The sequence below is a fragment of the Candidatus Neomarinimicrobiota bacterium genome (genome assembly GCA_016784545.1).
Classification (GTDB): domain Bacteria; phylum Fidelibacterota; class UBA8477; order UBA8477; family JABMPR01; genus JABMPR01.
On record JADHUM010000029.1, the window covers coordinates 1 to 25590 of the forward strand.

14 protein-coding genes are annotated in these 25590 nt (G+C 45.5%); 10 read left to right on the top strand and 4 right to left on the bottom strand.

Going from position 1 to position 25590, the window contains the following annotated elements:
• Positions 1–186: 186 nt before the first annotated feature.
• From ISR87_08065 to ISR87_08100, 8 genes are all read left to right on the top strand, one after another.
• Positions 187–1167 (top strand): Gfo/Idh/MocA family oxidoreductase, encoded by a 981-nt coding sequence (locus ISR87_08065; protein ID MBL7025398.1) that lies wholly within the window; start codon positions 187–189, stop codon positions 1165–1167.
• Entirely contained in the window at positions 1164–2300 is a 1137-nt protein-coding gene (lpxB, locus tag ISR87_08070) for a lipid-A-disaccharide synthase (GenBank protein ID MBL7025399.1), read from the top strand. The genes ISR87_08065 and lpxB overlap by 4 nt, the downstream gene beginning before the upstream one ends.
• Before the next feature lie 3 nt (positions 2301–2303).
• Positions 2304–2969 (top strand): lysophospholipid acyltransferase family protein, encoded by a 666-nt coding sequence (locus ISR87_08075; protein ID MBL7025400.1) that lies wholly within the window; start codon positions 2304–2306, stop codon positions 2967–2969.
• A gap of 9 nt (positions 2970–2978) precedes the next feature.
• Positions 2979–3971, top strand: coding sequence for a tetraacyldisaccharide 4'-kinase (gene lpxK / locus ISR87_08080; protein MBL7025401.1), 993 nt, complete (start codon positions 2979–2981; stop codon positions 3969–3971).
• Positions 3972–4120: 149 nt separating this feature from the next.
• Positions 4121–4777: a phosphoribosylanthranilate isomerase gene (locus ISR87_08085; GenBank protein MBL7025402.1), complete on the top strand. Its 657-nt coding sequence runs from the start codon at positions 4121–4123 to the stop codon at positions 4775–4777.
• Positions 4778–4787: 10 nt separating this feature from the next.
• Positions 4788–5144, top strand: a complete 357-nt coding sequence (locus ISR87_08090) for an MmcQ/YjbR family DNA-binding protein (GenBank protein ID MBL7025403.1) — start codon at positions 4788–4790, stop codon at positions 5142–5144.
• Positions 5145–5601: 457 nt separating this feature from the next.
• Entirely contained in the window at positions 5602–14760 is a 9159-nt protein-coding gene (locus ISR87_08095) for a choice-of-anchor D domain-containing protein (protein ID MBL7025404.1), read from the top strand.
• A 146-nt stretch (positions 14761–14906) separates the two neighbouring features.
• The gene (locus ISR87_08100; GenBank protein MBL7025405.1) at positions 14907–17876 is read left to right on the top strand and encodes an insulinase family protein; all 2970 of its coding nucleotides are present in this window, start codon (positions 14907–14909) and stop codon (positions 17874–17876) included.
• Positions 17877–18045: 169 nt separating this feature from the next.
• Here the strand turns inward: ISR87_08100 and ISR87_08105 are convergent, their stop codons facing one another.
• From ISR87_08105 to ISR87_08120, 4 genes are all read right to left on the bottom strand, one after another.
• The gene (locus ISR87_08105; GenBank protein MBL7025406.1) at positions 18046–18483 is read right to left on the bottom strand and encodes a hypothetical protein; all 438 of its coding nucleotides are present in this window, start codon (positions 18481–18483) and stop codon (positions 18046–18048) included.
• Between the two features lie 15 nt (positions 18484–18498).
• Positions 18499–19671: a hypothetical protein gene (locus ISR87_08110; GenBank protein MBL7025407.1), complete on the bottom strand. Its 1173-nt coding sequence runs from the start codon at positions 19669–19671 to the stop codon at positions 18499–18501.
• A gap of 49 nt (positions 19672–19720) precedes the next feature.
• Positions 19721–19957, bottom strand: a complete 237-nt coding sequence (locus ISR87_08115; protein ID MBL7025408.1) for a hypothetical protein — start codon at positions 19955–19957, stop codon at positions 19721–19723.
• 307 nt (positions 19958–20264) lie between these two features.
• Positions 20265–21110: a DUF3078 domain-containing protein gene (locus ISR87_08120; GenBank protein ID MBL7025409.1), complete on the bottom strand. Its 846-nt coding sequence runs from the start codon at positions 21108–21110 to the stop codon at positions 20265–20267.
• A 157-nt stretch (positions 21111–21267) separates the two neighbouring features.
• Here ISR87_08120 and ISR87_08125 point away from each other — a divergent pair, with 157 nt between their 5' ends.
• A complete protein-coding gene (locus ISR87_08125; protein MBL7025410.1) occupies positions 21268–25191 on the top strand; it encodes a PAS domain S-box protein in 3924 nt (1307 codons plus the stop codon).
• A gap of 31 nt (positions 25192–25222) precedes the next feature.
• Positions 25223–25588 carry a response regulator gene (locus tag ISR87_08130; GenBank protein ID MBL7025411.1) on the top strand — a complete coding sequence of 122 codons (366 nt, stop codon included), beginning with the start codon at positions 25223–25225 and terminating at the stop codon, positions 25586–25588.
• Positions 25589–25590: the final 2 nt, after the last annotated feature.

Genomic DNA, 25590 nt, shown 5'->3' on the forward strand with positions numbered 1-25590 from the left:
TTGGATATTATGCCTTAGGTGATGGTATTTCGGCCATTCTGACCAGAAATCCTGGACAAATCAACCCGATTTACACCAAGAAACACCGATATCGACAACTTGACCTAAATTTTAACTGATATAACGGGGGAACTTCAATTTGGGATTAGGCTTTCACCGCTATGGTTTTTCCTTAATTTTCACGCTATGGCAAATACACAAAAACTCAAAGCCGGTTTAATCGGTGCGGGCCATATCGGCCGCTTTCACACGAGACATCTCAGCCAACATGATGACTGGGACTGTCAGGGTATTTTTGACACGGATGCAGACCGAGCTGCTTTAGTCGGCTCAGAATTTGGGGTTCCTGTAATTGGTGATCATCTCGAGCTGATTGATGCTTGTGATGCTCTCTTTATCACCTGTCCAACCAAATTTCACTTTTCCTATGCTAAATCAGCTCTGGAGGCTGGGAAACATGTTTTTATTGAAAAACCAATTTCTGCCACGCTTGAAGAGGCTGAGGAATTGGTTACTCTGGCTGAAAAACTGGGCCTGAATATTCAAGTTGGACATGTCGAACGTTTTAATCCAGCCCTGGCGGCTTTGGATGACGTGATTCTGGAACCACGCTTCATTGAGGCTCACCGACTGGTGAGTTTTGTCCCCCGGGGAATTGATAATCCTGTGGTTCATGAGAACATGATTCATGATATTGATATCATTCTGTCACTGGTAAAAAGTCCCGTCACTGATATTCAGGCTAATGGCCTGGCCGTTATTTCTAAGTTGGCCGATATAGCCAATGCGCGGCTCACTTTTGAGAATGGATGTGTGGCCAATGTCACCGCCAGTCGGATTTCCCTGAACCCCATGCGTAAAATGCGGATCTTCCAGCCTGAGCACTATATCACCATTGACTTCCAGAAGGGCTCCACAGAGATGTACGCATTGAAGAACCAGGGGTCAGATCTATCTGGAGATCGTGTGATCCCCATGGAGGGTTCTGATAAAGTTATCGTGTACACCAATCAGGAGCTACCCCAGCTGGACGCCATGTATGCTGAGCAGGCTGCTTTCGCCAGGTCCATCAGACTTCAGCAAACACCTGTCGTCAGTGGCCGTGATGGTATGGAAGCCCTGCGAATCGCCGATTTAATTAACGAACAACTCTTGGTTCAAGTATAGCACTCCAGGCCAAAAACTTTCTCCTTGTCGCTGGAGAGATCTCCGGTGACCATCACGCAGCGCCGCTTATGGCTGCCCTGAAATCCCAGAATCCGGACCACATCTTTTGGGGGCTGGGTGGTGATTTAATGGAAACTGAAGGCCTTGAACCCCTGTATCATGCGAAAGATTTATCAGTCACCGGTTTTATTGAGGTATTAAAACATCTCTCTTTTTTTAAGCAGGTAATGGCAGATGTGTTGACTCAGTGCAATATCCGGAAACCTGATGCAGCCATTTTATTGGACTATCCCGGTTTCAACATCCGGCTGGGGATGAAACTAAAAGCCCTTGGTATTCCTGTCTACTACTACATTTCTCCCCAGGTCTGGGCCTGGAAAAAAGGTCGCGTCAAGACCATGCGCAAATTCATCAGGCGTATCTTTGTTATTTTTCCTTTTGAAGAGGATTTCTATAAGGAGCAGGGAATCCCTGTCACTTTTGCTGGTCACCCCGTGGTTGAAAGAGATTTTAATCTACCTGAGCGATCACATTTTTTTAAATCACATGGCCTTGATGAGAGCAAGCCGTTAATCGCCCTCCTCCCTGGCAGCCGGCGTAACGAGATGGAAAAACATGTCAAGCCCCTTCTGGATACTATTAAACTACTCATTAGTCAAGATGGCGAGCTCCAGTTTACCCTTGCCGGACTATCCTCGCTTTCCCAATCCTACTATGAGCCATTTTCACAAATAGAGCATGTTAAAATCATCAATGATGATCCCTATCCCATGATGGCCCATGCTGATGTGGCTATTGTTGCTTCTGGAACTGCGACACTGGAAACGGCTTATCTGGGAACCCCCCTGGTGGTTATTTATAAAATGGCTCCTGTTTCTTACCTCATTGGAAAGCTCCTCATAGACATTGAACACATCGCCATGCCCAACCTGATCCTCGGTGATAGAGCTGTCCCTGAATTGATCCAAAATCAAGCCAGTGGACAAATTATCGCCGCTGAGGTCATGCAGTTGATTTCAGATGCTTCAGTCAGAGAGACCATGTTGACCAAGCTGGGCAAGCTCAAAGAATTGTTGGGTCAACCAGGTTGTGCAAAGATCATTGCTGCATCTATTGAAAAGGATTTGGAATAAGGCATGGGCCTCGATCGAAAAACACAGGTTTGCATCTCGCGGATTGCCCGACGGATCGGTGGGAATATCGTAATTCTCATTGGTAAAACCCTGAGACTGGAAGTCCGGGGTTGGACCCGAATTCAACACCTTGCAAAGAAGGGGTCTCCCCTGGTGTTTCAATTCTGGCATGGCGACATGTTTATCGCCTGGTATTTAACTGCGCCTCTGAAGCCTGCGGCAATCGTCAGCCAGGCTGGTGATGGTGATATCGCCAGTGCCGTTCTGGAGGGATTAAACTATGTTACTTTTAGGGGATCAAGCACAAGGGGTGGGCGAAGAGCTTATCAGGGAATGCTTAGATATTTACGCAAACAGGATATAAAAATTTCTGCCTTTGCATCAGATGGTCCACGAGGACCTCGCCGGGAAATGAAACCAGGAACTTTTGTGGCGGCCCAGCATCTGGATGGATACATCATTCCAACTGCCACGATTTCCAAGTGGGCACTTCGGGCCAAAGGCTGGGACAAATTTGCCATCCCGCTTCCCTTTTCAAAAGCTATTGCCAGTTTTGGTGAACCCATTAAAGTGAATCCAAAACTTCGTGGAAGGGATCTGGATGAGGCCCTCAGGGCTGCCAGCCAGCTATGTAAAAAGCACCAGGATGAACTGGATAATTATTATTAATTGGTCCTGATGAGTCTCTCACATTATCTATATACCGCCCCCTGGTTTTTGCCTGTCCGAATTGTGCTGTCGATTAAATATGGCTTCCTTATTTGGCTTCGAAATCGGGCTTACGATTTTGGTGTTTTTAAAACTCTCTCTGTTAAAACTCCCATCATTTCAGTGGGCAACATTTCTACAGGAGGCAGTGGAAAAACCATCCTGGTTCAAGCGCTGGTTCAGTACTTTTTGGGCATCCAAAAAAAGCCTGCTGTTTTATCCCGGGGCTATGGAAGGTCGTCAAAAGGTCTTGAGGTTGTGGCGGATGAAAATGGTCTCAAGGCGACCTTAACTGACTCAGGAGATGAGCCCTTTTTGATTGCTGAAAATTTTACTGGAGTTCCCGTTGTTGTCTCTGAAAACCGAGTCAAGGGAGCTCAATATATTGAAAATAATTTTGACCCGGATGTCATTATTCTGGATGATGGATTTCAACATCGTCGACTCCACCGTGACCTGGATATTTTGATTGTTGATTTTCAATCTTCTCCAAAACCCCGCCTATTGCCATGGGGTAATTTGAGAGAAGGAATCCAAAATACTTCCCGTGCAGACCTGGTGGTTTTCAGTAAAAATGGCCACCAAAAAGCCCGCGAAAATAACCTTGTTTTTGACATGGATAATTGGGTCCATGACCACCAGAAAAAACGGATCGACCTTTTCCAGTTAAAAGGCAATTATGGGCTCTTCGCTGGCCTGGGTAATCCAGATCATTTTTTTAAGCTGGTGGAAGCGTGTCACCAACCCGCAGGTGTTAAAATCTCGTTCCCTGACCATGCCAGTTACTCCACATTACAGCTCGCTGAAATCAAGGATAATTCCTGTGATTACTGGATCACTACCCAGAAAGATTTTATAAAGCTCAAGCCTGCTTTTTGTAAGGAGCACAGGATTTATTTTATTGGGGTTAAAACAACACTTCCCGCTCCTCTTGCAGCTCACTTAAAGCAACACTTTAACTGAAATACACCTCATTCATGGTGACGTTTAGACTAAGATATATGCATGTTAGACCTCATAAATACCTCCATATTGATTCATATATCTTAATTACATGCCATTTTTATGGATTTTGCAAAAATTCAACCGTTTTTCTTAAACATGCGATATAGATGAAAAAAGCCCTGGTAAAAGTTTGTTGTATAAACTCTTTAACTGAAGCAAAACTGGCGCTGGCAGCAGGTGCCGACCTGCTTGGGCTGGTCTCTGAAATGCCCAGTGGTCCAGGTGTTATTCCTCTTGATAGAATTGCTGAAATTGTCCGTGCGCTTCCCCCTGTAACCAGGACGGTTCTCCTCACCAGCAAACTCAACTGCGGAGATATTTCTGACCAGTTTAATGCGGTCAAAACCTGGGGCATTCAGATCGTCGACAAGCTACCGATAATTGAGCTAAAAAAGCTGCGGAAATTACTCCCGAAAACGCGTCTGCTTCAGGTTGTACACGTGCAGGATAAATCGTCTGTTTCCGAGGCCTTGAGCTATACGAAATTTGTCGACTTCATTCTCTTGGATTCAGGAAAACCCAGGGCAAAACTGAGAACACTTGGCGGGACGGGAGAGACTCATGACTGGAACATCAGTCGAGAGATTTGCCAGCAGAGCACCCTTCCAGTTTTACTTGCTGGTGGATTAAATCCCGATAATATTATTGATGCTAAAAAGGCAGTTCTTCCCTCTGGTTTTGATCTCTGCAGTGGTGTGCGTACTGATGGAAAATTAGACCCAGAGAAACTAAAAAAATTTATGGGACTCGTTCATCACCGCTAAGGATAACAAAATGAAATATGCTGAACTTGAAGCGATTCTGCTCGGGTTCAATGACACATCATTAAGCTTCCCTTTTGATGACAAAACGGCTGTTTTTAAAGTGGCAAAAAAGATGTTCGCCCTGGTTGGTCTGGAGTGGAACCCCCTTGGAATAAATCTTAAATGTGATCCTGATGATGCCCATATTTTAAGGTCTCACTTCGATGCTATTATCCCCGGCTATCACATGAATAAAGACCACTGGAATACGGTTATTCTCGATGGCAGTCTTGACGCTGATCTCGTGAAAAAACTTATTGAAGATTCTTATGTCTTGGTGGTGAAAAGCATGAGTAAAAAAGAGCAGAACCGTCTGGGAGTCATTTAGTTTTCGTGTGGGTTTTTTAAAGCCTATGCTCTACTTTTTTATTGCTTGATTTTCCTTCCACCCATCGGTCCCTTCATTGATTTCTCCAGAATAGATTCTCCTGCTTTTTGCCCCTGGCGCCTCAAGAATCACCATTCTTCAATTGCTTGCCTTTGTCATTTACTGTCTCCATAATATTACATTCCCCAAAAACTCGTCAGATATACTTAACACACTGCTTTAGTTATGGCTAGGATAATCCAGGCTTATCGCCCACATTATTAAACACTTAAGGGATGTGTTTTCTACTGGCACGACCTTTGACATATATAAAGGAACCTATGGAAAGAATATTTAACAAAACTGTTTTTGTTTTTCGCCCTGTCGCGCCAAGCTATACACATGACGCGGTTCACTTGTTACACGACAGTTCTCATCAAAAATACATTCTCAGTAACGAAACTGGATCCTGAATAATATGACTCCTACTCAAGCCATTCATTCAAAAAACGCTGCGCCCTCATTCAGCTCAGTGACCAACTTCACCAGTACCAGATCTTTTTACAGACTGTCTTTTCTGTTCCTGTTTGTCATGTTTGGAACCAGTACTGAAGCATCTGGACAGTGCGCGTCAACAGGTGATGCCACTGACGGTTATTTCACTGGAATTAGACAGGTCGTATTTAATACCCTGGATAATTCAACAATACTTGAAGACAATGATTATTCAGATTTCACAGCCATGTCAACCACGGTCTCCAGAGACTTCACCTATGACCTGAGCGTTTATGTAAATACCGATGGAAACTATACCGTTAACACCATGGCATGGATTGATTGGAACCAGGATCTGGATTTTGCCGATGCTGGCGAGGCCTACACTCTGGGTACAGCAACTAATGTTGTAAGTGGTCTCACGGGAGCATCTCCCTATTCTATAACCATACCTGCAGGAGCAACTCTGGGTACTACCACTATGCGTGTTTCTACCAAGTGGAATGCCTACCCTGGAAGCTGTGACAACGGCTTTGATGGTGAAGTTGAGGATTACAGTGTAACCGTCGTTTTAGCTCCAGAAATAAACATCAAGGGGAATGCTGTTGATATAGCCGATGGCGATACAAGTCCCTCCGTTTCAGATGATACTGATTTCGGTACTGTTTACAATGTCTCTGGCTCTAGCTCCCATACTTTTACCATCTATAATAATGGTGGTGGTGATTTACTCCTGAGCGGAGCTCCCCTGGTTAACATAACCGGAACCCATGCCAGTGATTTTACAGTGACGTCCCAGCCGGGGAATACCATTGCAGGCAGTGGTGGGAACGAGAGCTTTATTGTTTCATTCGATCCCGGCGATCTTGGTCTTCGCAGCGCCACCGTCTCAATTGCCAACAATGATCTGAATGAAAATCCATATACTTTCAATATTCAGGGCACGGGTTCCGGTCCTCCTGAAATGGATATCTCAGGGAAGGGCATATCCATTTTTGATGGGGATACCTCTCCCAGCGTCACAGACAATACGTATTTCGGTACCGCTGATATTGTCACTGGTTTGGTAAATCATACTTTTACTATTTCTAACAGCGGAAGCAGTGCTCTTTCATTAAGTGGTTCTCCAGCTGTGGTTGTTTCAGGTTCCCATGCTGCGGATTTCTCGGTAACAACCCAACCAACAGCAAGCATCAATTCTGGTGGGGGAACCTCTTTCTTTGTGGTCCGCTTTGACCCCAGCGCTTCAGGTAGCAGGACGGCATCCATTTCCATCTCAAATAATGATCCTGATGAAAACCCCTACACTTTCGATATTCAGGGGACTGGTTCTGCAACTCCGGAGATGGATATCACAGGGAATGGCGCTTCCATTCCCGATGGAAGTACAACACCAGCCCCAACCAATGACACAGAATTTGGCAATACGGATATAAACTACGGGTCAGGCATTCATACTTTTTCAATCAACAATTCAGGATCTGGGAATTTAACCCTGAGCGGTTCCCCTCGAGTGACTGTCTTTGGCACCCACGCCTCCGACTTTACGGTTAGCCAGCAACCCGCCTCAGCCACAGTTACGGCACAAGGTGGAACTCAAACTTTTGAAATCACTTTCAACCCTCCGGCGACAGGATTGCGTCAGGCAACAGTTTCTATTACGAATGATGACGCCGATGAAAACCCCTACACCTTCAATATTCAGGGCACAGGAACCATTAATCCCGAAATTGATATACAGGCTACTGGAACATCTATTGCAAGTGGAGATCTAACGCCCTCCCTTAATGACTCTACTGATTTTGGAGCCTCTGTGGTTGGTGGAAGTTCACATATAATCACCTATACTATTTACAATACAGGCCCTGCCACATTAAATCTCACTGGTGCCTGGCCATTGGTAGCCATTAGCGGTGTGCATGCCGGAGACTTCAGTATTTATAGTGCTCCAGCCAGTACGGTTGCATCTGGAGCAAACACCAGCTTTCAGGTTGCCTTTGATCCACTGGCATCCGGGACGCGTTCAGCCACGCTAACGATTAGTAATAATGATCTGGATGAGGGTAGTTACTCCTTTGCCATACAGGGCACGGGGAACCTTGATGGCAGCATCGATTCAGAGATTGAGGTCCAGGGAAAGTTGACCTCTATTACCTCTGGCGACAATACGCCTTCCCCCACTGACGGCACCTATTTGGGTGAGGTTTCGGTTATAGGTGCATCCCGTAGCCAGACATTCATGATAAACAATTTAGGCACGGAGGACCTGGTTTTAGCAAGCACTCCATTGGTTATTATTTCTGGTACTCACGCCTCTGACTTTTCAATAACCCTGCAACCCAGTACACCTGTAGCGCCTGCTGGAAGTGTTCCTTTTAATGTGTCTTTCAACCCTTCTGCTGCCGGCACAAGGACTGCAGTCATCAGCATTGAAAACAATGATAGTGATGAGAACCCCTACACCTTCACAGTAGAAGGCTTTGGTTTAACTTATCCAGAGATTGAAGTTCGAGGTAACGACAACAATATTTCAAACGGCGATGCCACTCCATCTCTCTCTGATAGCACTGACTTTGGTGATGTTCATCCCATATTGGTCACAGCATATGCAACCTACACAATATACAACACTGGTGACTCAACACTGGCTCTGACAGGCAATCCACGGGTAGAACTGAGTGGCGATGCCGCTGGAGAATATTCGGTTACGAGCATGCCATCAGCTTCCATTCCCGCTGGAGGGAGTTCTGATTTTACGGTACTGTTTGATCCCGCCCAAACAGGCGTCCGCAATGTGTCTGTTTCCATTGAGAACAATGATAGCAATGAGTCTCCTTACACCTTCTGGTTGACAGGATATGGCAAGGTGGAGGGAACACCCTTTCCATGTATTTCCCGGTTCTTCCATATCTGGGGCAATGATGGTGATATTGCCGCCATGGACGCCACAGTGAACCCCTATGTATATGATATTGCAAGTACGGTTGGGTATCACATTAATGGCGTAGGATATAACCTTGAAGATGGAATGCTCTATGCCTTTGAACAGGATGGAGATGTAGCTGGGAATAAAATCATCCGAATTGATGGAAATTATACCGTTGAAGTGTTATCTGTAACCGTACCTTTTTTATCCTGGAGAGCAGATTTTGATGTTTTGGGGAACATGTACTTTTGGGATGCTGCCGGTACAACGGTAGGTATTTTTGATGCCAGTACAGGAACCATAACAACCCAGTCAACCAGTGGGACTGCCTTTGTTCCCATTGACATGGCCTATCTGGATGCTGATGGATATTTTTACGGTATCCATGGGTCCACTCTTTATAAATACAACTCTGGTTCACATGTTGTCTCAACAACAGCCATCACCGGAAGATTGACTGATGATTATAACAACAGTATCAATAGTGCTTATTATGGCGCAGCCTGGACTGCAGATGATGGATACATTTTCACCACCAACAGCCAAAGTGGTAAAATGTACAAGATCGAACCTTCTGGTTTAAGCATCTACGTGGGACAGGGTGAAGCTGACTTAAACAAGTCTGATGGTGCGTCGTGTCCTCTGGTTCCCGCGCCTCTTCCTTCAACTGGTTCCATCGGTGATTTTGTCTGGGTTGATGACGATGCAGACGGCATTCAAGATGTTGACGAACCTGGTATGGCCGGTGTGACTGTTGACCTCTACGGTATTGATAACAGCTTGCTTGCATCTACGATCACAGACGCAAACGGTGCATATGCTTTTACCTCTTTAGACCCTTCTGAATATTACCTCCAGTTCTCAAACCCACCTTCAGGTTATATGCTAACCAGCCAGGACCAGGGTGGAGATGATGTTCATGACAGTGATCCAGATCCCATCACAGGCAAAACCGCGAATTTCTTTGTTGGCGTTGGCCTCATTGAAGAAGGTAAAGATGCTGGATATCAAGCAACAGGTGTTGGTGACTTTATCTGGAATGATCTCAACAACAATGGTGATCAGGATTTTGGGGAGCCTGGTGTTCCAGGTGTGACCGTTCAGCTGGTTGATGCCGCTAACACAAACAATATTATTGATGCAACGTCCTCAAATGCGGATGGCGCCTACAGCTTTTCTGCTGTTACGCCAGGTAATTATAGAATCAAAGTTAGCAACCTGCCTGGTGGTTATCAATTTGTCAGTCAAAACGCCGGAGCTAATGATAATGTTGACAGTGATGTAAACACCACGACAGGAATCTCTGATCAATTCACCATAACCACCGCCACCTTCAATAGCTCAGTTGACGCTGGTCTGACACAACAAAGTTCACCTGAGATCAGTATTTCCGGCAATAGTGTTGAAATCGTGGATGGCGACACCTCTCCAGGGACAGCCGACTCCACCAATTTCGGCTCTGTGTCCGCCGCCAGCGGCGATGTGACAGTAACCTACACCGTCGCAAACACCAGTGGAACCACAAGCTTAACCTTAAATGGCTCACCTAGAGTTGTGATTTCTGGAACACATGCTGCTGATTTTACCGTTACTTCGGCACCATCCACAACTATTGCTCCCTCAAGCACCACAACCTTTACCATAACGTTTGACCCAAGTGATAATGGACTCCGTTCAGCCATTGTCTCGATTTCAAACAACGACCCCAATGAAAACCCCTACGATTTCGATATCCAGGGAACAGGTCTTGCTCCAGAAATTGTCGTTCATGGGGGCGAGAAAGATATTCTGGATGGTGATACGACACCATCGACCTCAGATGATACTGACATGGGGAGCCATGACATTGATACTGGCTCAAACAGCTCTGTTTTTAAGATAAAAAATATTGGCGCTGCAGCCCTGCTCTTAACCGGTAGCTCTCCTTATGTGGCCATTAGCGGAACAAACGCTGCAGACTTTTCTATTTCGGCAAATCCATCTGCCTCCATTGCTGCTGGAGACTCAACCAGCTTCACTGTTCTTTTCAATCCAAGTGCCGTGGGATTAAGGGTTGCAACGCTTTCTATTTCAACAAACGATGCGGACGAGAACCCCTTTACTTTTGCCATTCAAGGAACAGGTACCGCCGTTCCGGAAATTGCTGTTCAGGGGAATCTGCTTGACATAGTTGATGGAGATGTCACGCCTTCAACCTCAGACTTTACAGATTTTGGAAGTCGTGATATTTTTGATTCAGCACTTGCTCACTCATTTACCATTCAGAACCCAGGATCTGGTGCTCTCACACTGACAGGTCTACCCTATGTTCAAATATCTGGTGCCAACGCAGGTGACTTTGTTGTATCACAACAACCCTCTGGCTCAACAGTTTCTGCTGGAGGATCGCTCACTTTCCAGGTTGCCTTTAATCCAACAACTACTGGAGTGAGACAGGCCACCGTACTTATCTCAAATAATGATTCTGATGAGAATCCCTTTAGCTTTGCCGTTAAAGGTTTGGGAACGTCCACTCTCGATGAAGAAATTGAAGTTCTTGGAAATGGTCTGGTGATTGAGTCCGGTGATATTTTCCCCACGAGCGGTGACTTTACTGATGTGGGTTCAGCTGAAATCTCAGGTGTACCGGCGACAGCAACTTATGTTATCCGCAACATTGGATATGCCGTGCTGAGTTTGACCGGCCCCCCTCCATATGTGGCTTTCACTGGCGCAAATGCTTCGGAATTTAGCATCTCGTCTACACCATCCAATTCTGTAGCCATCGACAGCGCAACAACCAGCTTTGAAGTCACTTTCACACCTGCTGGTCTAGGAACGCGCCAGGCCACCGTTACTATTCAAAACAATGACTCTGATGAGAACCCCTATACTTTCACTATTCAGGGAATGGGTGTTTATGATCCTACATCCTTATCTGAGATCAATGTAACGGGAAACATGCTTGACATCCTTGATGGGGACACGTCTCCACTTGTAGCCGATGGTACAGACTTCGGTTCTGTTGAGGTTATCGGCGGTCAAACCGCTACCCAGGAGTTTGTCATACACAACACAGGAAGTGATGATCTGGTTCTGGGATCCAATCCTATTATATCTATTTCTGGTACAGAAGCCGCCGACTTTACTATCATTTCCAATCCAGCCACCCTGGTGGCCCCCAGTAGCTCCGTGGCCTTCACCGTTGAGTTTAATCCTTCGGCAACAGGACTTCGTGAAGCGACCATCAGCATTGGAAACAGCGACCTGACTGAGAATCCCTACAACTTTGACATTCTGGGAGTTGGCGTCACAACACCAGAAATGACTGTCTCTGGCAACAGTGTGACCATCACCAATGGTGATACATCACCAGGTTTATCCGATAGTACCCAGTTTGGTGATGTCGACATAACAACAGGCGCCCAACTGGTGACATATACCATTAGCAATAGCGGCAATGCCGGCCTGACTATTGGAACCATTTCGTTTTCTGGAGCCCAGGCGTCAGAATTTTCAGTTACAACATCACCTGCAGCTTCCGTGACTACAGGAAGCAGCACAAGCTTTGTTGTTCAGTTTGATCCCTCCAGTATTGGTCTTCGTACCGCAACTATTTCCATAGCCAATAACGATCCAGATGTGTCACCTTACGTGTTTGATGTTCAGGGTAATGGCACCAGTCCATCAGACGGTGTAATTGGTGATATGGTTTGGCTGGATAATGATGGCGACGGTATTCAGGACGCCGGTGAAGAAGCCATGCCTGGAATAACCGTATCCCTATATGATTCTGGCGACAACCTTCAGGGCTCAGCCGTAAGCGCGGCTGATGGCTCCTATTCATTCGAGGGTCTTGCCTCAGGAAATTACTACCTCACCTTTACTGGTGCTCCTGCCGGTTATAGCTTATCGCCCCTGGACCAGGGCGGAGATGATGCCCTTGATAGTGATGCCGACCCGGCAAACAGCGGAAAGACATCAACCTTCTTTCTAAACATTAGCGGCGTAGATAATACTCGTGATGCAGGGTTCAAAGCAACGGGGGTTGGAGATTTTGTCTGGCTTGATGTGAATGAAGACGGCATTCAGGATGTGGGAGAGACGGGTGTTCCCGGGATTGACGTAGAAATCAAGATTGATGGCGGTACCAGTGTTGCAACCACAACCACGGATGCCAATGGGTATTACTCCTTCACCAGTCTAAGCCCAAACACATATCGACTATACTTTACCAGCTTGCCTGCTGGTTATGTTTTCTCAACTCAGAATGCTGGGGGTGATGATACTGTTGACAGTGATATTAATACTGGCACAGGCGAGTCTGATGCCGTTGTTGTTGGATCGGGTGCCTTTGTTTCCAGTATTGACGCTGGTGTTTATCAGCAGTCTGCACCGGAAATCAGCATTAAAGGCAACACCGTTGACATTGCTGATGGTGATACTTCACCGTCTCCACTGGACCATACCGATTTTGGTTCCGTTAACGCACAAATTGATACGGTAATCTATACTTTCAAAATCTATAATGGCAATGGTGCCACACTCACCTTAAATGGCACCCCAAAGGTTTCACTTTCTGGAACCAATGCAGCTGACTTTTATATTAACGTGCAACCCGCTGCTACAGTGCCCTCAAATGACAGCACCAGTTTTGATATTCGTTTTGTCCCGGCTTCAGAAGGTTTGAGATCGGCAACCGTCAGTATTTCCAATACCGACCCTGACGAAAATCCATTTACCTTTGATATTCGAGGGTTTGGTCTTGCTTCAGAAATTCAGGTCAGTGGAAATGGGAATGTTATTGCTGATGGCGACATTACACCTACTGCTTCCGACTTCACTGATTTTGGTTCAGAGGATATTCTTACAGGAAGCCAGGCCCAAAGCTTTTCTATCCTTAATACTGGAAATGCAAATCTAATTCTCTCAAATCCATCTACTTATGTTGAGATAACGGGAGATCACGCTGCTGATTTTTCTGTCACAAGTGCACCATCCTCACCCGTTGCCACCAATAACTCCACCACGTTTACCATCACTTTTGATCCAAGCGTGGCAGGGTTAAGAGAAGCAACCATTTCAATCGCCAATAACGATCTGGATGAAGATCCCTCTACTTTCTCGATCCAGGGTATTGGTCTGGCAACTCCTGAAGTGACAGTTATGGGAAATGGTGCATCCATTTCTGATGGTGACAGCTCTCCTATTGTTACGGATAATACAGACTTTGGGAGCAGGGACATTCTGGCTGCCACACAAGTAAACACCTTCTATCTGAAAAATATCGGTAGTGGTACGCTCATTCTGACCGGAACTCCGCTGGTAATCCTTACTGGAACCCATGCTGGAGATTTCCTGGTTAGTAGCCAACCCGGCGCATCATCGATAGTCCCGGGTGATTCACTGGCCTTTACGGTCACCTTTAATCCAACGGCGGTGGGCTTGAGGTCAGCCAGTTTGAGTATTGCCAATAATGATGATGATGAAAACCCCTTCAATTTCAGTATTCAGGGTACCGGTATTGCCAGTCCGGAAATAGACATCCTTGGTAATGGCGTGTCTATCGCCAACAGCGATGCAACACCCAGTGTTGCTGACAGTACAATCTTTGAGGATACCATACTTGACTCAACCAGTTGGGTTACCTACTCCATTGAAAATACAGGAAGTGCCATCCTCACGTTGACAGGCGCATCTCCCTATATTGTCATTTCTGGAGCACACGCCAGTGATTTTGCTGTAACCCTCATACCACAATCAACCATTTCAGCTGGAGGTGGAACCACCGACTTTACCATCCGCTTTATTCCAAGTGCTGAGGGTGTACGTACGGCGACCATTAGTGTTGCCTCAAATGATAATGACGAAAACCCCTATACCTTTAGCATTAGCGCAACCGGTCTTCCAATGCCCTTGCCTGAGTTATTCCTGGTTGAAACCGTAGATCTCACGACTGCATTGCCTGGTGATACCCTGACCTATACGGTTACCTATTCCAACGTTGGTGTAGGCGTCGCGAAAAATGTTGTGGTTGATCAGGCGATTCCAGAAAATGCAACCTATGTAGAAAACTCTGCTGCAGGTCTTGGTATGACCATCACCTTTCAGCATGAAGTCGCAGGTGGATATGATGCCTCGCAAGCTGCGCCCGTCACGGATATTAAATATGAAAGGGCTCTTGATTTAGAGCCTGGCGGAAACGGCACCATTACCTTCAGGGTCGTGATTGATTAATTTCCCTGGAAGATTCTAATCGGTTTTGAAAAGGCCAGTGTTTAGCTGGCTTTTTCTTTTTGGGGTCTTTTATCCATTAGGTGTGCTATATCTTGAGGGCGTTTTTCATAGAAACAACCATAACATTCTTTATAAAGGAAATAGACATGCCTAAAATGCCGACTCTGCTTATTGCCATATTGCTAAGTATTACTATTGCGGCACAGCCACAGACTGGAGATACAATGTCAGGATTCAAGCTTGTTGAAAAACGTTTTGTAAAAGAAGTGGATGCTGAATGCCTCTTGTTTCAGCATAAGCAATCTGGTGCTCGATTACTAAAGATTTCAAATGCCGACTTGAACAAGACCTTCTGCATTACCTTTAAAACCGTTACTGAGTCGGATGCCGGAACCCCCCATATTCTAGAACACTCTGTACTGAATGGGTCCAAAAACTTTCCTGTAAAAAGCCCCTTTGATATTTTATCCAAGGGTTCTTTAAACACCTTTCTCAATGCCATGACAGGCAGTGATATCACACTTTATCCTGTTTCCAGCATGAACGAAAAAGATTTCCGCACGCTCATGCATATCTATCTCGATGCCGTTTTCAATCCACTCATTTATGAAGATCCTCGTATTCTGGAACAAGAAGGCTGGCACCACGATCTGGAACATGCCGACTCAAGCCTGACCTACAAGGGTGTGGTTTATAATGAGATGAAGGGGGCGTTTTCAAGTCCAACCCGGGAGCTGGGTTACCTCGTGGACCAACAGCTTTTTCCTGATACCCCCTACCGATTTTCATCAGGAGGATATCCTGCGGCCATCACCACGTTGACCTACGACGATTTTATTGATTTTCATCGTACCTATTATCATCCCTCCAACTCTTATATATTTCTGTATGGAGATGGTGACACAGAATCAGAGCTGGCCTTTATAGATGAACACTATCTTTCAAAATATACATCCTCTGATCAAGTCGTAGATATCCCCTTGCAGCCACCCTTCGAAGCGCTGCGCTCAGCCTCTGGGGTCTACTCAGCCACGGAAGATTCGGAGCTGGAAGGCAATACATATCTCTCGCTTTCTTTTGTCATTGGTTTGAGTACTGATCATCAGCTTGGTCTGGGATTGAACGTTTTAACCCAGGCTCTGTTTAACAATGAGTCTGCCCCTGTTCGTCTGGCACTCCAGGAGGCTGGAATAGGTAAAGATGTGGGTGCGTGGGTTGACGATCTAAAGCAGAATGTTTTGCATATTCAGGTCCAAAATGCCAATCCCGGCGATGGCGAGAGGTTCAAAGAGGTCGTTTTTGAGACCCTGGAAAAAAATGCCCGTCAAGGACTGGACAAAGACGCCATAACTGGAATATTGAACCGCATCGAGTTCAGTCTCCGTGAAGGCAACACGCCCCAGAAGGGACTATACTACAATAGACAAGCCCTGGGCAGTTGGTTCTGGTCAGACGACCCCTTTATTGGCCTTGAATATGAAAAGACCCTGGCGGATTTTAAAAAGGCTCTGCCTCTGGGGTTTCTTGAAGGACTCATCACCAAGTCATTTATCAATAATCCCCATGCCTTGCTGTTTACACTGAACCCACAGCCGGGACTGGAGGGTGAAAATGACGCCCGTACCGATACCGAGCTGTCTGCCTACAAAGAAAGTCTTTCGTCTGAAGAGGTGACACTGCTGGTTGATCACACTGCCATGTTGGTTGATTATCAAAAATCTGAAGATACGCCAGATGCCCTTGCTACTATTCCTCTATTGGATCTTGAGGATATAAATCCAGAGGCTGATTGGTTTATTGCAGACGAATCAAGGGTCTCACGAATTCCGTATTTACATTTCGACACCTTCACCAACGACATCAGCTATATCCGCTTGTTTTTTGATCTCCGGGTATTGACCGAAGAGCAGCTGCCTTATGCCTCTTTATTGGCCACCCTGCTGGGGTCTATCGCTACTGAGAACTACACCTTTGGTGAGCTTGACAAGGCCCTGGATACCCACCTGGGTGGCTTTAGCACCTACCTGACCAGTTATCTTCAAAACCGAGATGATGATCAACTAATACCAAAGTTTGTGTTATCAACCAAAGTGATGTCACCTGACCAGGGAAAGGCTTTTGACTTCGCCGAAGAAATCTTGAGACATTCTCAACTGAACGATATTGAACGAATAAAAGATGTGCTGACTCGACATAATTCACGCTTGTCGGCCAACGTAAAGCGCGATGGTCTGGGATATGCCAGGACGAGACTCTTCTCTTATACAACCAACGCGGGTATGTTTGATGAATTGACTGGCGGTCTTGAGTACTACTGGTTTATCAAAGACCTGGTTGACAATTTTGATGAACGGCAGGCAGGTCTAATGAATGAATTGTCTGTAGTATCCGAGCTCCTGTTTAATAAAAAGAACATGGTCGCCTCCACGACGTGCTCTGATGATGCAATCGGCGTCTTCCGGAAAGAGCTTAAGGGATTCTCCAGGGGTCTAGGGAAGCAGAAACCTGCTTTTCGAGATTTGGCTCTTAAATCCAGTATGAAAAACGAAGGTCTCATGGCTGCGTCAAAAGTTCAGTATGTGCTTCAGGGGACTGACTTTACTGATCTGGGTTATTCTTGGGACGGTAAAATCCGTGTGCTGAATCAGATAATTTCAAGGGAGTGGTTAAAGAATCAGGTCCGTGTCATTGGGGGAGCTTATGGAGGCTTCGCCCGCTTTTCTCCAACGGGTCAGGTATACTTTGGTTCCTACCGTGATCCAAATCTTAGAAGTACTCTTGAGAATTATGCCAAGACACCGGAATTCTTATCAACCCTGGATATTGATCAAATGGAAATGACACGTTTTATTATTGGGACCATCTCAGGTATGGATCGACCAGAGACAGCCTCACAGCGAGGGAATACAGCAGTAGCGCGGTACTTTACCAATCTCACTCAAGAACAACTTCAACGTGAGAGAACGGCAGTTTTAACTACAACCCTGGATGATGTGAAGTCTTATGAGAAAATGGTTTTAACTATTCTTGAAAACAGCCCGATTTGTGTGTATGGAAACGAAGAAAAATTAAAAGAAAATAAAGATCTCTTCGAAAAACTAATCACTCTGGATTAAGAATCATAATGCTTTGGGGTCGGCATCACTACGGGCCCCTTTTTGTGTTCTCGGACACCCCGGTTTCGACAATAACGCCAAACCCGTAGATCCCCACTGCTTGACCTTCTCACGACAATTACAACAAGAAGATATTAACTTGGTTGTATAAGGCATGCTAATAGCTGCGCTAGTGCGTCGCGTCGCCTATAAAAAGCGTACGCCTGTTTTTATACAGAACGATCAAGCCCGTCATGATGATGACCTTTTGAGTCAGCAATCCATACTCATTATCGCCCAGTAATCCACACCCACATTCGGACTGGACTTTAAAAGCAATGAGTGCAACGCTGATTATTATCCCGAATAATGTCAACACGCCGGCAACTACAATAACCGGTCGAAATACTTTATCAATCCACACCCCCACTGCAAAGCAAAACTCTATAATGACGGCCACGATTCCGTAATAACTAAATATTTTGGGAAGACCGGCGGCTCCAGTAATGACAACATACGGATCCAGACCGTGTTTCAGAATTAAGCCAGCTTTGTTAATTGCCAGGAAAAAGAAACCGATGGAAAACAACCACCTCAGCACACCCGCAAGAGCTTTCCTGTCTTTCATCGTTCTGATCCATCGTCATTCAATATTTTTATAGTTTTCAATGCTGGCATCGATACTGGTCTTTGAAACCAATCCCTTCAATAGATCATCGGTGGTAACACCCACCAGAAAATGCAGGTCATCCTCAAACCAGCCGCCCTCCTGCTTCACATAGAAAAACACTTTGTTTCCATCATCCTCACACAGGACAGGATAATCAAGCACTCCTGAGTGCATTGTCTCTCCAGCAACCGTCGAGATATCATAATAGTATGGTGGGTCTATAGGGTCAAAGTACTCTGGAGCCTGAAAAAAACAGGTCATCAAGAATCCATCTTTTTCGTATAACGCATAGGGCACCGAATATGCTCTGTTCTTGGCTCTGAAATCATCCAGATCCTTCATTGTCATAAAGGCCGGTAACTTTTTAAAGCTAGAGTTTTTAATTTCAAAGCTTGAGTCAAACTTTGTGAGGTTGGTATATTTCTCTACAACATAACCCTGGTCATTATCAATAAGATATAAGACATTATCCTTGGCTAAATCCACAGCAATTGTCAAAAACAGCCCTTCAAAAGCCCGGGCATTATCTCCTGTCCGATCTATTACATTTCCAGAATCAATTTCATTTAAATCGTTATCATAAACTGATATGGTGTACGCCTTATGGTTTTCGTAAAGCGGATCGTATTTCTCTTTTGCATTTTTTCTTTGCTCTTCAATTGAACCTTTCATGTATCGATCCAAAAAACCCATTAACTCCGGTCTGTATGCACCGGTAGCCACAAGATTGTTCTTCTCAAGCAAGAACATCCTTTCTGCTACCAATCCATGTCTTAATACAGGACCCTGAATTTCTCCTGTTTTCTTTTTACGCTCAAAGATATACCTGCGACCATCACCACCTAAAACAGAATATGCATATATATTATTGTTGGCTGTGACTTTATATACTATAAAAGAATCGGACTTGTATCGCCTCAAGTCTATCCTCGTGTAATCGTGAGGGGCGGACCTTCCTTGTAAAAACAAGCTACTTTTGTCTGGTATGATCACTTCCGTGTTGTTAATTATAATTGCTCCGCTTTTAAAAACATGCCAGAGGCTACTTCTTGTCTGCCCAGACAATTCCTCTGAAATTCTTATTACTTCAAATTGACCAAAAGCGAGTACTGCCAGGAACATAAAGCACAAACTCTTTTTTATCATGTGAACACCCTGTATGGGGCGGGTTTTACCCCGCCCTGTTGTTTCTTTGTTAATTAAACAGATTCTTCAGCCATTCAAAATCGATGCTGATACCGATCTTTAAACAGTTCGATGCTGTGCTTGAGAGGCATTGAGACGTATTGGCGTCCCATGTTCCAATATAGATATCTATACCACCATCTACGTCCACCGGCCGAGTGCCCTGGTCAACATCACCTGCATTTACAAACCCAACCATCAAAAGCGCCACCAGCCCACTTAAAAGGATGCTTCTAAAACGATTCATAATCGTTCCTTTCTTTTTGGATGAGTTTTAACCTATAGATAAAACTCTACCCTGTTCGCTTTTTGATTGTTTACCCCAACATGATTTATGGGGTTTTGTTTTATGTAAAGAGGCCCTGTGTCTCCTTTTTTGGGAAACAGTTTACCATAAACCAACAACTGGTTTGTAGCTACACAATAACAATGTTCTTCTCATGGTTTGTTTGAAGATGGTTGCCTCTCGACGAAGCTATGTTAATCGAAAATGCTTTGGGATGCAAATAAAAAAAGCCCACCATCAGGCGGGCTTTAAAAACTGTAAGGCCTGTCTATATAAAAGTGTAGTTTACTCCAAAAGCCATGGATTGTTTAATCTGACGCTTCTCGGAAACGTCTTTATCGTAAACCATCTTGAAGTTTACATTCATGTTGATATACTCAGAGACTTTTACCGTGAGTGTATTATCCCAGTTCACATCCATGTTGCTAAAGGATGAGAAGGCGGAAAACAATTCCAGTTTGGAAACGTATTCTGTGTTCTCAGAAACATTGTATGTGAAGTCAGTGACTGACTCTGCACCAATCTCACTTCGCAAGGTTTCAATCTCAGTCGTCTTGGGGTCATCAGCGTAGGGCGCAGGATAGTCAGAGGTAACTGTCTGTTTGAACGACAAGCCAAGACGTGTTCCCAGGTTTTCATTGATGGCATACCCCACACCAATACTCTCTCTGAAATAACCTGGATCCAGGAAGGCAGAGATCTGAAATGATGAATCCGTGCTATAATCATAGCCCGCATCAAATTGTGTTTCTCCCGTGACGGCGACAAAGGGATTAATCTTTGAGCCCAGCTTATAAGTCAAAACGCTTTCCATTTTGATTTCATCAACTGACTTGCGTAGTTCCTTGTTACCCGTTTTTGTGGCCCCATACAAAAACTTGCCCTTGTGGGACCAGGTGGTTTTTTCCAGGTTCTGTACAAAACTGTAATTCAGATTCATTTGCCAGGCAAAGGCATTCTGGCCACCGGCAGACCAGTTGTCAAATCCCGTTTGAGTCAGATTTAGGCCCCCCTTAACAGAGTTTTTCCACGGGGATGGCGCTTCATCCTGTGCTAAGGCCAAGCCAAGCATTAAAATTGTTAGTATTAGTATCGCTTTTATTGGTGTTTTCATATTTCCCTCTTTTTGTTTTCCCCCTCAATTAAGGATGAAAGCCCCTTTTTTCAAGCCAAATTACGCGATCTGGATACACTGCTCCTCAAATCGCTTATTGGTTTGCATTAAATGACCCCCAAGGTGAAATTTGCCCTTCATACTGGAGAACCTTTTTATGTCTGACGACCACCGTTTTATTCACTTACTTCTGGATTTCGACCAGGCCATCTCATGGCCTGATATAAAACGAGTTACCAGCAAAGCCCTATCCTTCTTTGACACCAACTTCAAGCTGGAACGAATTTCCATAACGCTCATAGATCAGACTAACCAACAATTTGAAGTCTTCACCCGTGATACCTCCGTCTTACATCTTTCAACTGGTGACAGGCATCCCCTTTCAGAACTTCACAATGCCCCCGGGTCCAATAAAAACGAGCCAAAATACTACAGCCATATATCATCCCTCCCCAAGCCAAGCTCTGTTATTCTTTCCCTTCTGGAGGCTGGGATTCAATCTTTCTTTGATGTCCCTTTGATAATAGGGGACGAAGCCATTGGCTCCATAAATATTGGATCTCGCCAACCGGGCGGAATCCCCGCAGAGACCCGTGAGATAGTGGTGCTGCTGACATCCAGACTTTCCCTGGCTCTCTTTCATGCCCGGCTTCACGATGAGCTGAAAATGAAAGAGGCGGCCCTGGAGGCCAGCGAGAGAAGCTATCGGGAACTCATCGACCAGGCAGCCGATGTGATTCTAAAAGCCACGTTTCAGGGTGAGATTATTCAGGCAAATGTGGCAGCCACACGCCTGCTTGGATATTCCAACGATGAACTGCTCAAAATGAATTTATCGGCCTTATTTGAACCAGATGTTTTGGTGAGAAAACCCCTGCGCTATGATCTCGTGAATGAGGGACTCACCGTGCTTTCGGAGCGAGCTTTTCGTACTAAAGCTGGCACCCTCATCCCTGTGGAAATGAATTCCAAAAAGCTTTCCGATGGCACCCTGGTAAGTATTGTTCGTGATCTTACGGAACGGAATAAAACCAAAGAACGCCTCCTTGACCAGAAAAACCAGATCACAGCCTTGTTTGATGCCACGCCAATACTCATGTATGCCAAGGACCCTGATGGTCGCTACACCATGCTAAATGATGCCTACTTGACATTCTTTGGAAAAGAGAGGGGTGATATGTTGGGGAAGACGGTGACTGAGGTTTGGAAGACCCCTTCAGCGCGGCAGGTTGAAAAAGATGACCTCAAGCTTTTCCAGAACAATGAACTCCAGGCCCACGCCACTGAATTTAAAAATGCTTCTGGCATCACACGACAAATGCTGTCACGAAAAGCGCCTTACCTGGATGCCCAGGGCGATCCCGCGGGGTTTGTCGGCACTCTGATAGATTATACTGATCTCAAAGAGGCACAGAGTCGTTATCAAACCCTTTTCAACAATTCTCCTGACCCCATCGTTGTTCATGATGGAAAGGTGATCTTGACGGCCAATCGGGCTGCCCTGGACTTTTTCAAGGCAGAAGACCCAGACAAATATGTTAAAAGTCCTGTCTCGGCATTTATACATCCAGACTCTGTGGGCAATTCGAGAAAACGAATAAAAGCGCTGCTCGATTCCAAACAGCCTAACAATATCGTGAGTCAGAAGTTTGTTATTGCCACCGGTGAGGTGCGCGATGTAGAGGTCATGTCAGTACCGATTGAGGATCAGGGACGGATTGTTATCATGTCATCGTTTCGGGATGTTACTGATGAGCTTATCACTCGCAAGGCCCTGCTTAACAGTGAGGAGAGGTATCGCCGGGCATTCAATTATTCACCGACTGCCATGGTACTTCATGACAAGGGGGTCCTTTTGGATGCGAACCAGGCAGCCCTGGATTTTGCAGGAGCTGAAAGCCTTGAGGAAGTGCTGGGAATGGACCTTTTTAAGCTGGTCCATCCAGATTTTCGTCAGGCTGCTCACGAGGGGATTGAAAACCTGCTTAAAACCGGAAAACCTGTCGCAGGTGTTAGAGAGCAAAAATATCTCACCCTGTCTGGCGAAGAGCGTTGGGTCGAAATAAAAGGTGTTCCGGTAGACCAAATCAATAAAACCCTCATCCTGCTCTCTTTTAATGATATTCATGAAAGGGTCTTGGCCCGCGAGCAAATGAGAAAAAGTCGTCAACAACTGGAAGTCATCACAGGCCACTTAACCAGTTATCTTTTTCTGGTCGACACTAACTTGTCACTCCTGTACGTAAATCAGACCACTGCAAAACTTCTGGAGGCCAAAAGTGAAGATGTCCTTGGGGAACCTCTCAAAAAATTTGTTCCAGAAGGAGCCCTGACTGCTGGCTTAGAATACCTGCCCCGCTTATTAAAGGGCGAGGTTTGTAGCTTCCCGTATCACCACAAGTCAAAATCGCGAGGAGCGTTCGTTTATGTCCTGACCCTGATACCTATTGAGGCCGAGGATGGAGATGTTATGGCTTTTTTGGTGCAAATGGATGATGTGACTGAGATAGCCTCTGCTCGAGAAGAGATAGCCGAAAACAAAGAACTCCTGGAGTTGATCGTTGATACGATTCCAGGGCTTTTTTCTTATTCAGATATGAATGAGAAATATCTCTACGTAAACGAAGCCTATGCAAACTGGTATGGCTATAAGAAGGCCGATGTCATCGGAAAATCTTTCAACCAAATCATTCCGGCGCACACGTATTCAGAAATTCAACCCTATCTATCCAGAATCTCTAAAGGGGAGGCGTTCTCCTACTCCAGGACGACTACAGGTCCCGATGGCCGGGCTCACGATTTGGAGATCCGCTATCTTCCACATTTTGACACAAACAAACAGCCCAAGGCCTTTCTGACCTCACTCCAGGATGTGACTGAGCTAAATGAGTATGAGCGGTTTCGTGATTCCCTGCGTCGACTTGCCCGCCAGCTTACCGTTTCCCTCAAACCGCGAGAGGTGGGAATCCTTGCCGCCTCCTTGCTTTATGACCTCTTTGGTTATGATGCCTTTGCTTTATATCGCATCAATCTCGAAAAAAATGAAGCTGCTGGATTGTTTTCCCAGGATACCTTTTCCGGACAGGATACACCGGTTGAGGTCGAGAACGGCTCCTATATTATGGATGTAGAAAATATTGAGAATACCTTTATTCTTCCCTCGCCACTCCTGATCAATCGCAAGAAGTCCTCAAAAGAACAACCCTTGTCTCCTTTTGGTGATGCATCTCGACTTAGCCTGTCGCTAGTGTTTGTACCCATCTTCTGGGAGGGGATCCAGATTGGATTGTTCACCCTGCAAAGTTATATCGCTGAAAAATTCCAGGACGATGATCTGCCCAAACTGAAAATTTTTGCCAACCAGATTGGTGGCGCCCTGGTTCGAGCCCAGGCAGACGAACTCATCCAACTTCAGACCGACGAGCTAAAAGTAAGGGAGCTTGAGCTTCAGGCCAGCGTGAAGGAGAAAGACGTTCTTCTACAAGAGGTCTATCACCGAACCAAAAACAATATGCAGGTTATTATCGGCTTACTGGAAATGCGTGGCCTGAAGGCTAAAAATGACGAGACTCAGATTCTGGTCGAAGAAATGACCAATCAGATATATAGTATGAGTATGGTTCATGATCTTCTGTACAGATCCAAGAGTTTGTCAGAGATCCAACTGGATGAGTATTTGGAAAAGTTGGTTGAGCGGCTCATTCTGGCATATAAAACCTCGCTTGGGAACATCACCCCGGATTGTCTCCCCGAGGCAATTACTGTGAATATTCAGACTGCCATTCCTTTGGGCTTGGTGATAAATGAGATAATCAGTAACGCCTTGAAGTATGCTTTCCCAGATCATCGAGATGGGAAAATTCTAATCAGGACCAGGAAGCTTGGAAAAGGTGGCCTGTCCATAGAAGTCGGGGATGATGGCGTGGGGTTGAAGTCTGGGGTGGATTTAAACACTACAGACACATCTGGGGTGAAGATTATTCACGATATTGTCGAGCTACAGCTTCTGGGTACCTTGAAAATATCTACTGCTAAGGGGGTAAAGTATTTAATTACTATCCCCAGCCTGAAGTTAGATTAGTAGCCTGAGTTCAAAAGATTCTGGGGATATTATGGTAGAACAAACACGCATCCTGCTGGTTGAAGACGAAGTTATCACCGCCTCCTCCCTGAAGCTGGGGCTGGAAGCCGCAGGCTATGGGGTTTGCCCCCTGGCCACCCGTGGCGAAAGGGCCATAAAAATTGCCGCGGAAGAAAAGCCGGATGTCATCTTGATGGATGTTAACCTGCCTGGCAGCCTCAATGGCATTGAAACTGCCCGGGTCATCCTGAAAACACTTGATACCAAAATACTTTTCCTTACTGGCTATCACGATGATGACGTTATTGCTCAAATAAACTCCCTGAATCCTCTGGGCTATGTGATCAAACCTGTCAGCGTCGAACGCATCCGAGACATTCTGGATGCAAATCTTTAAAA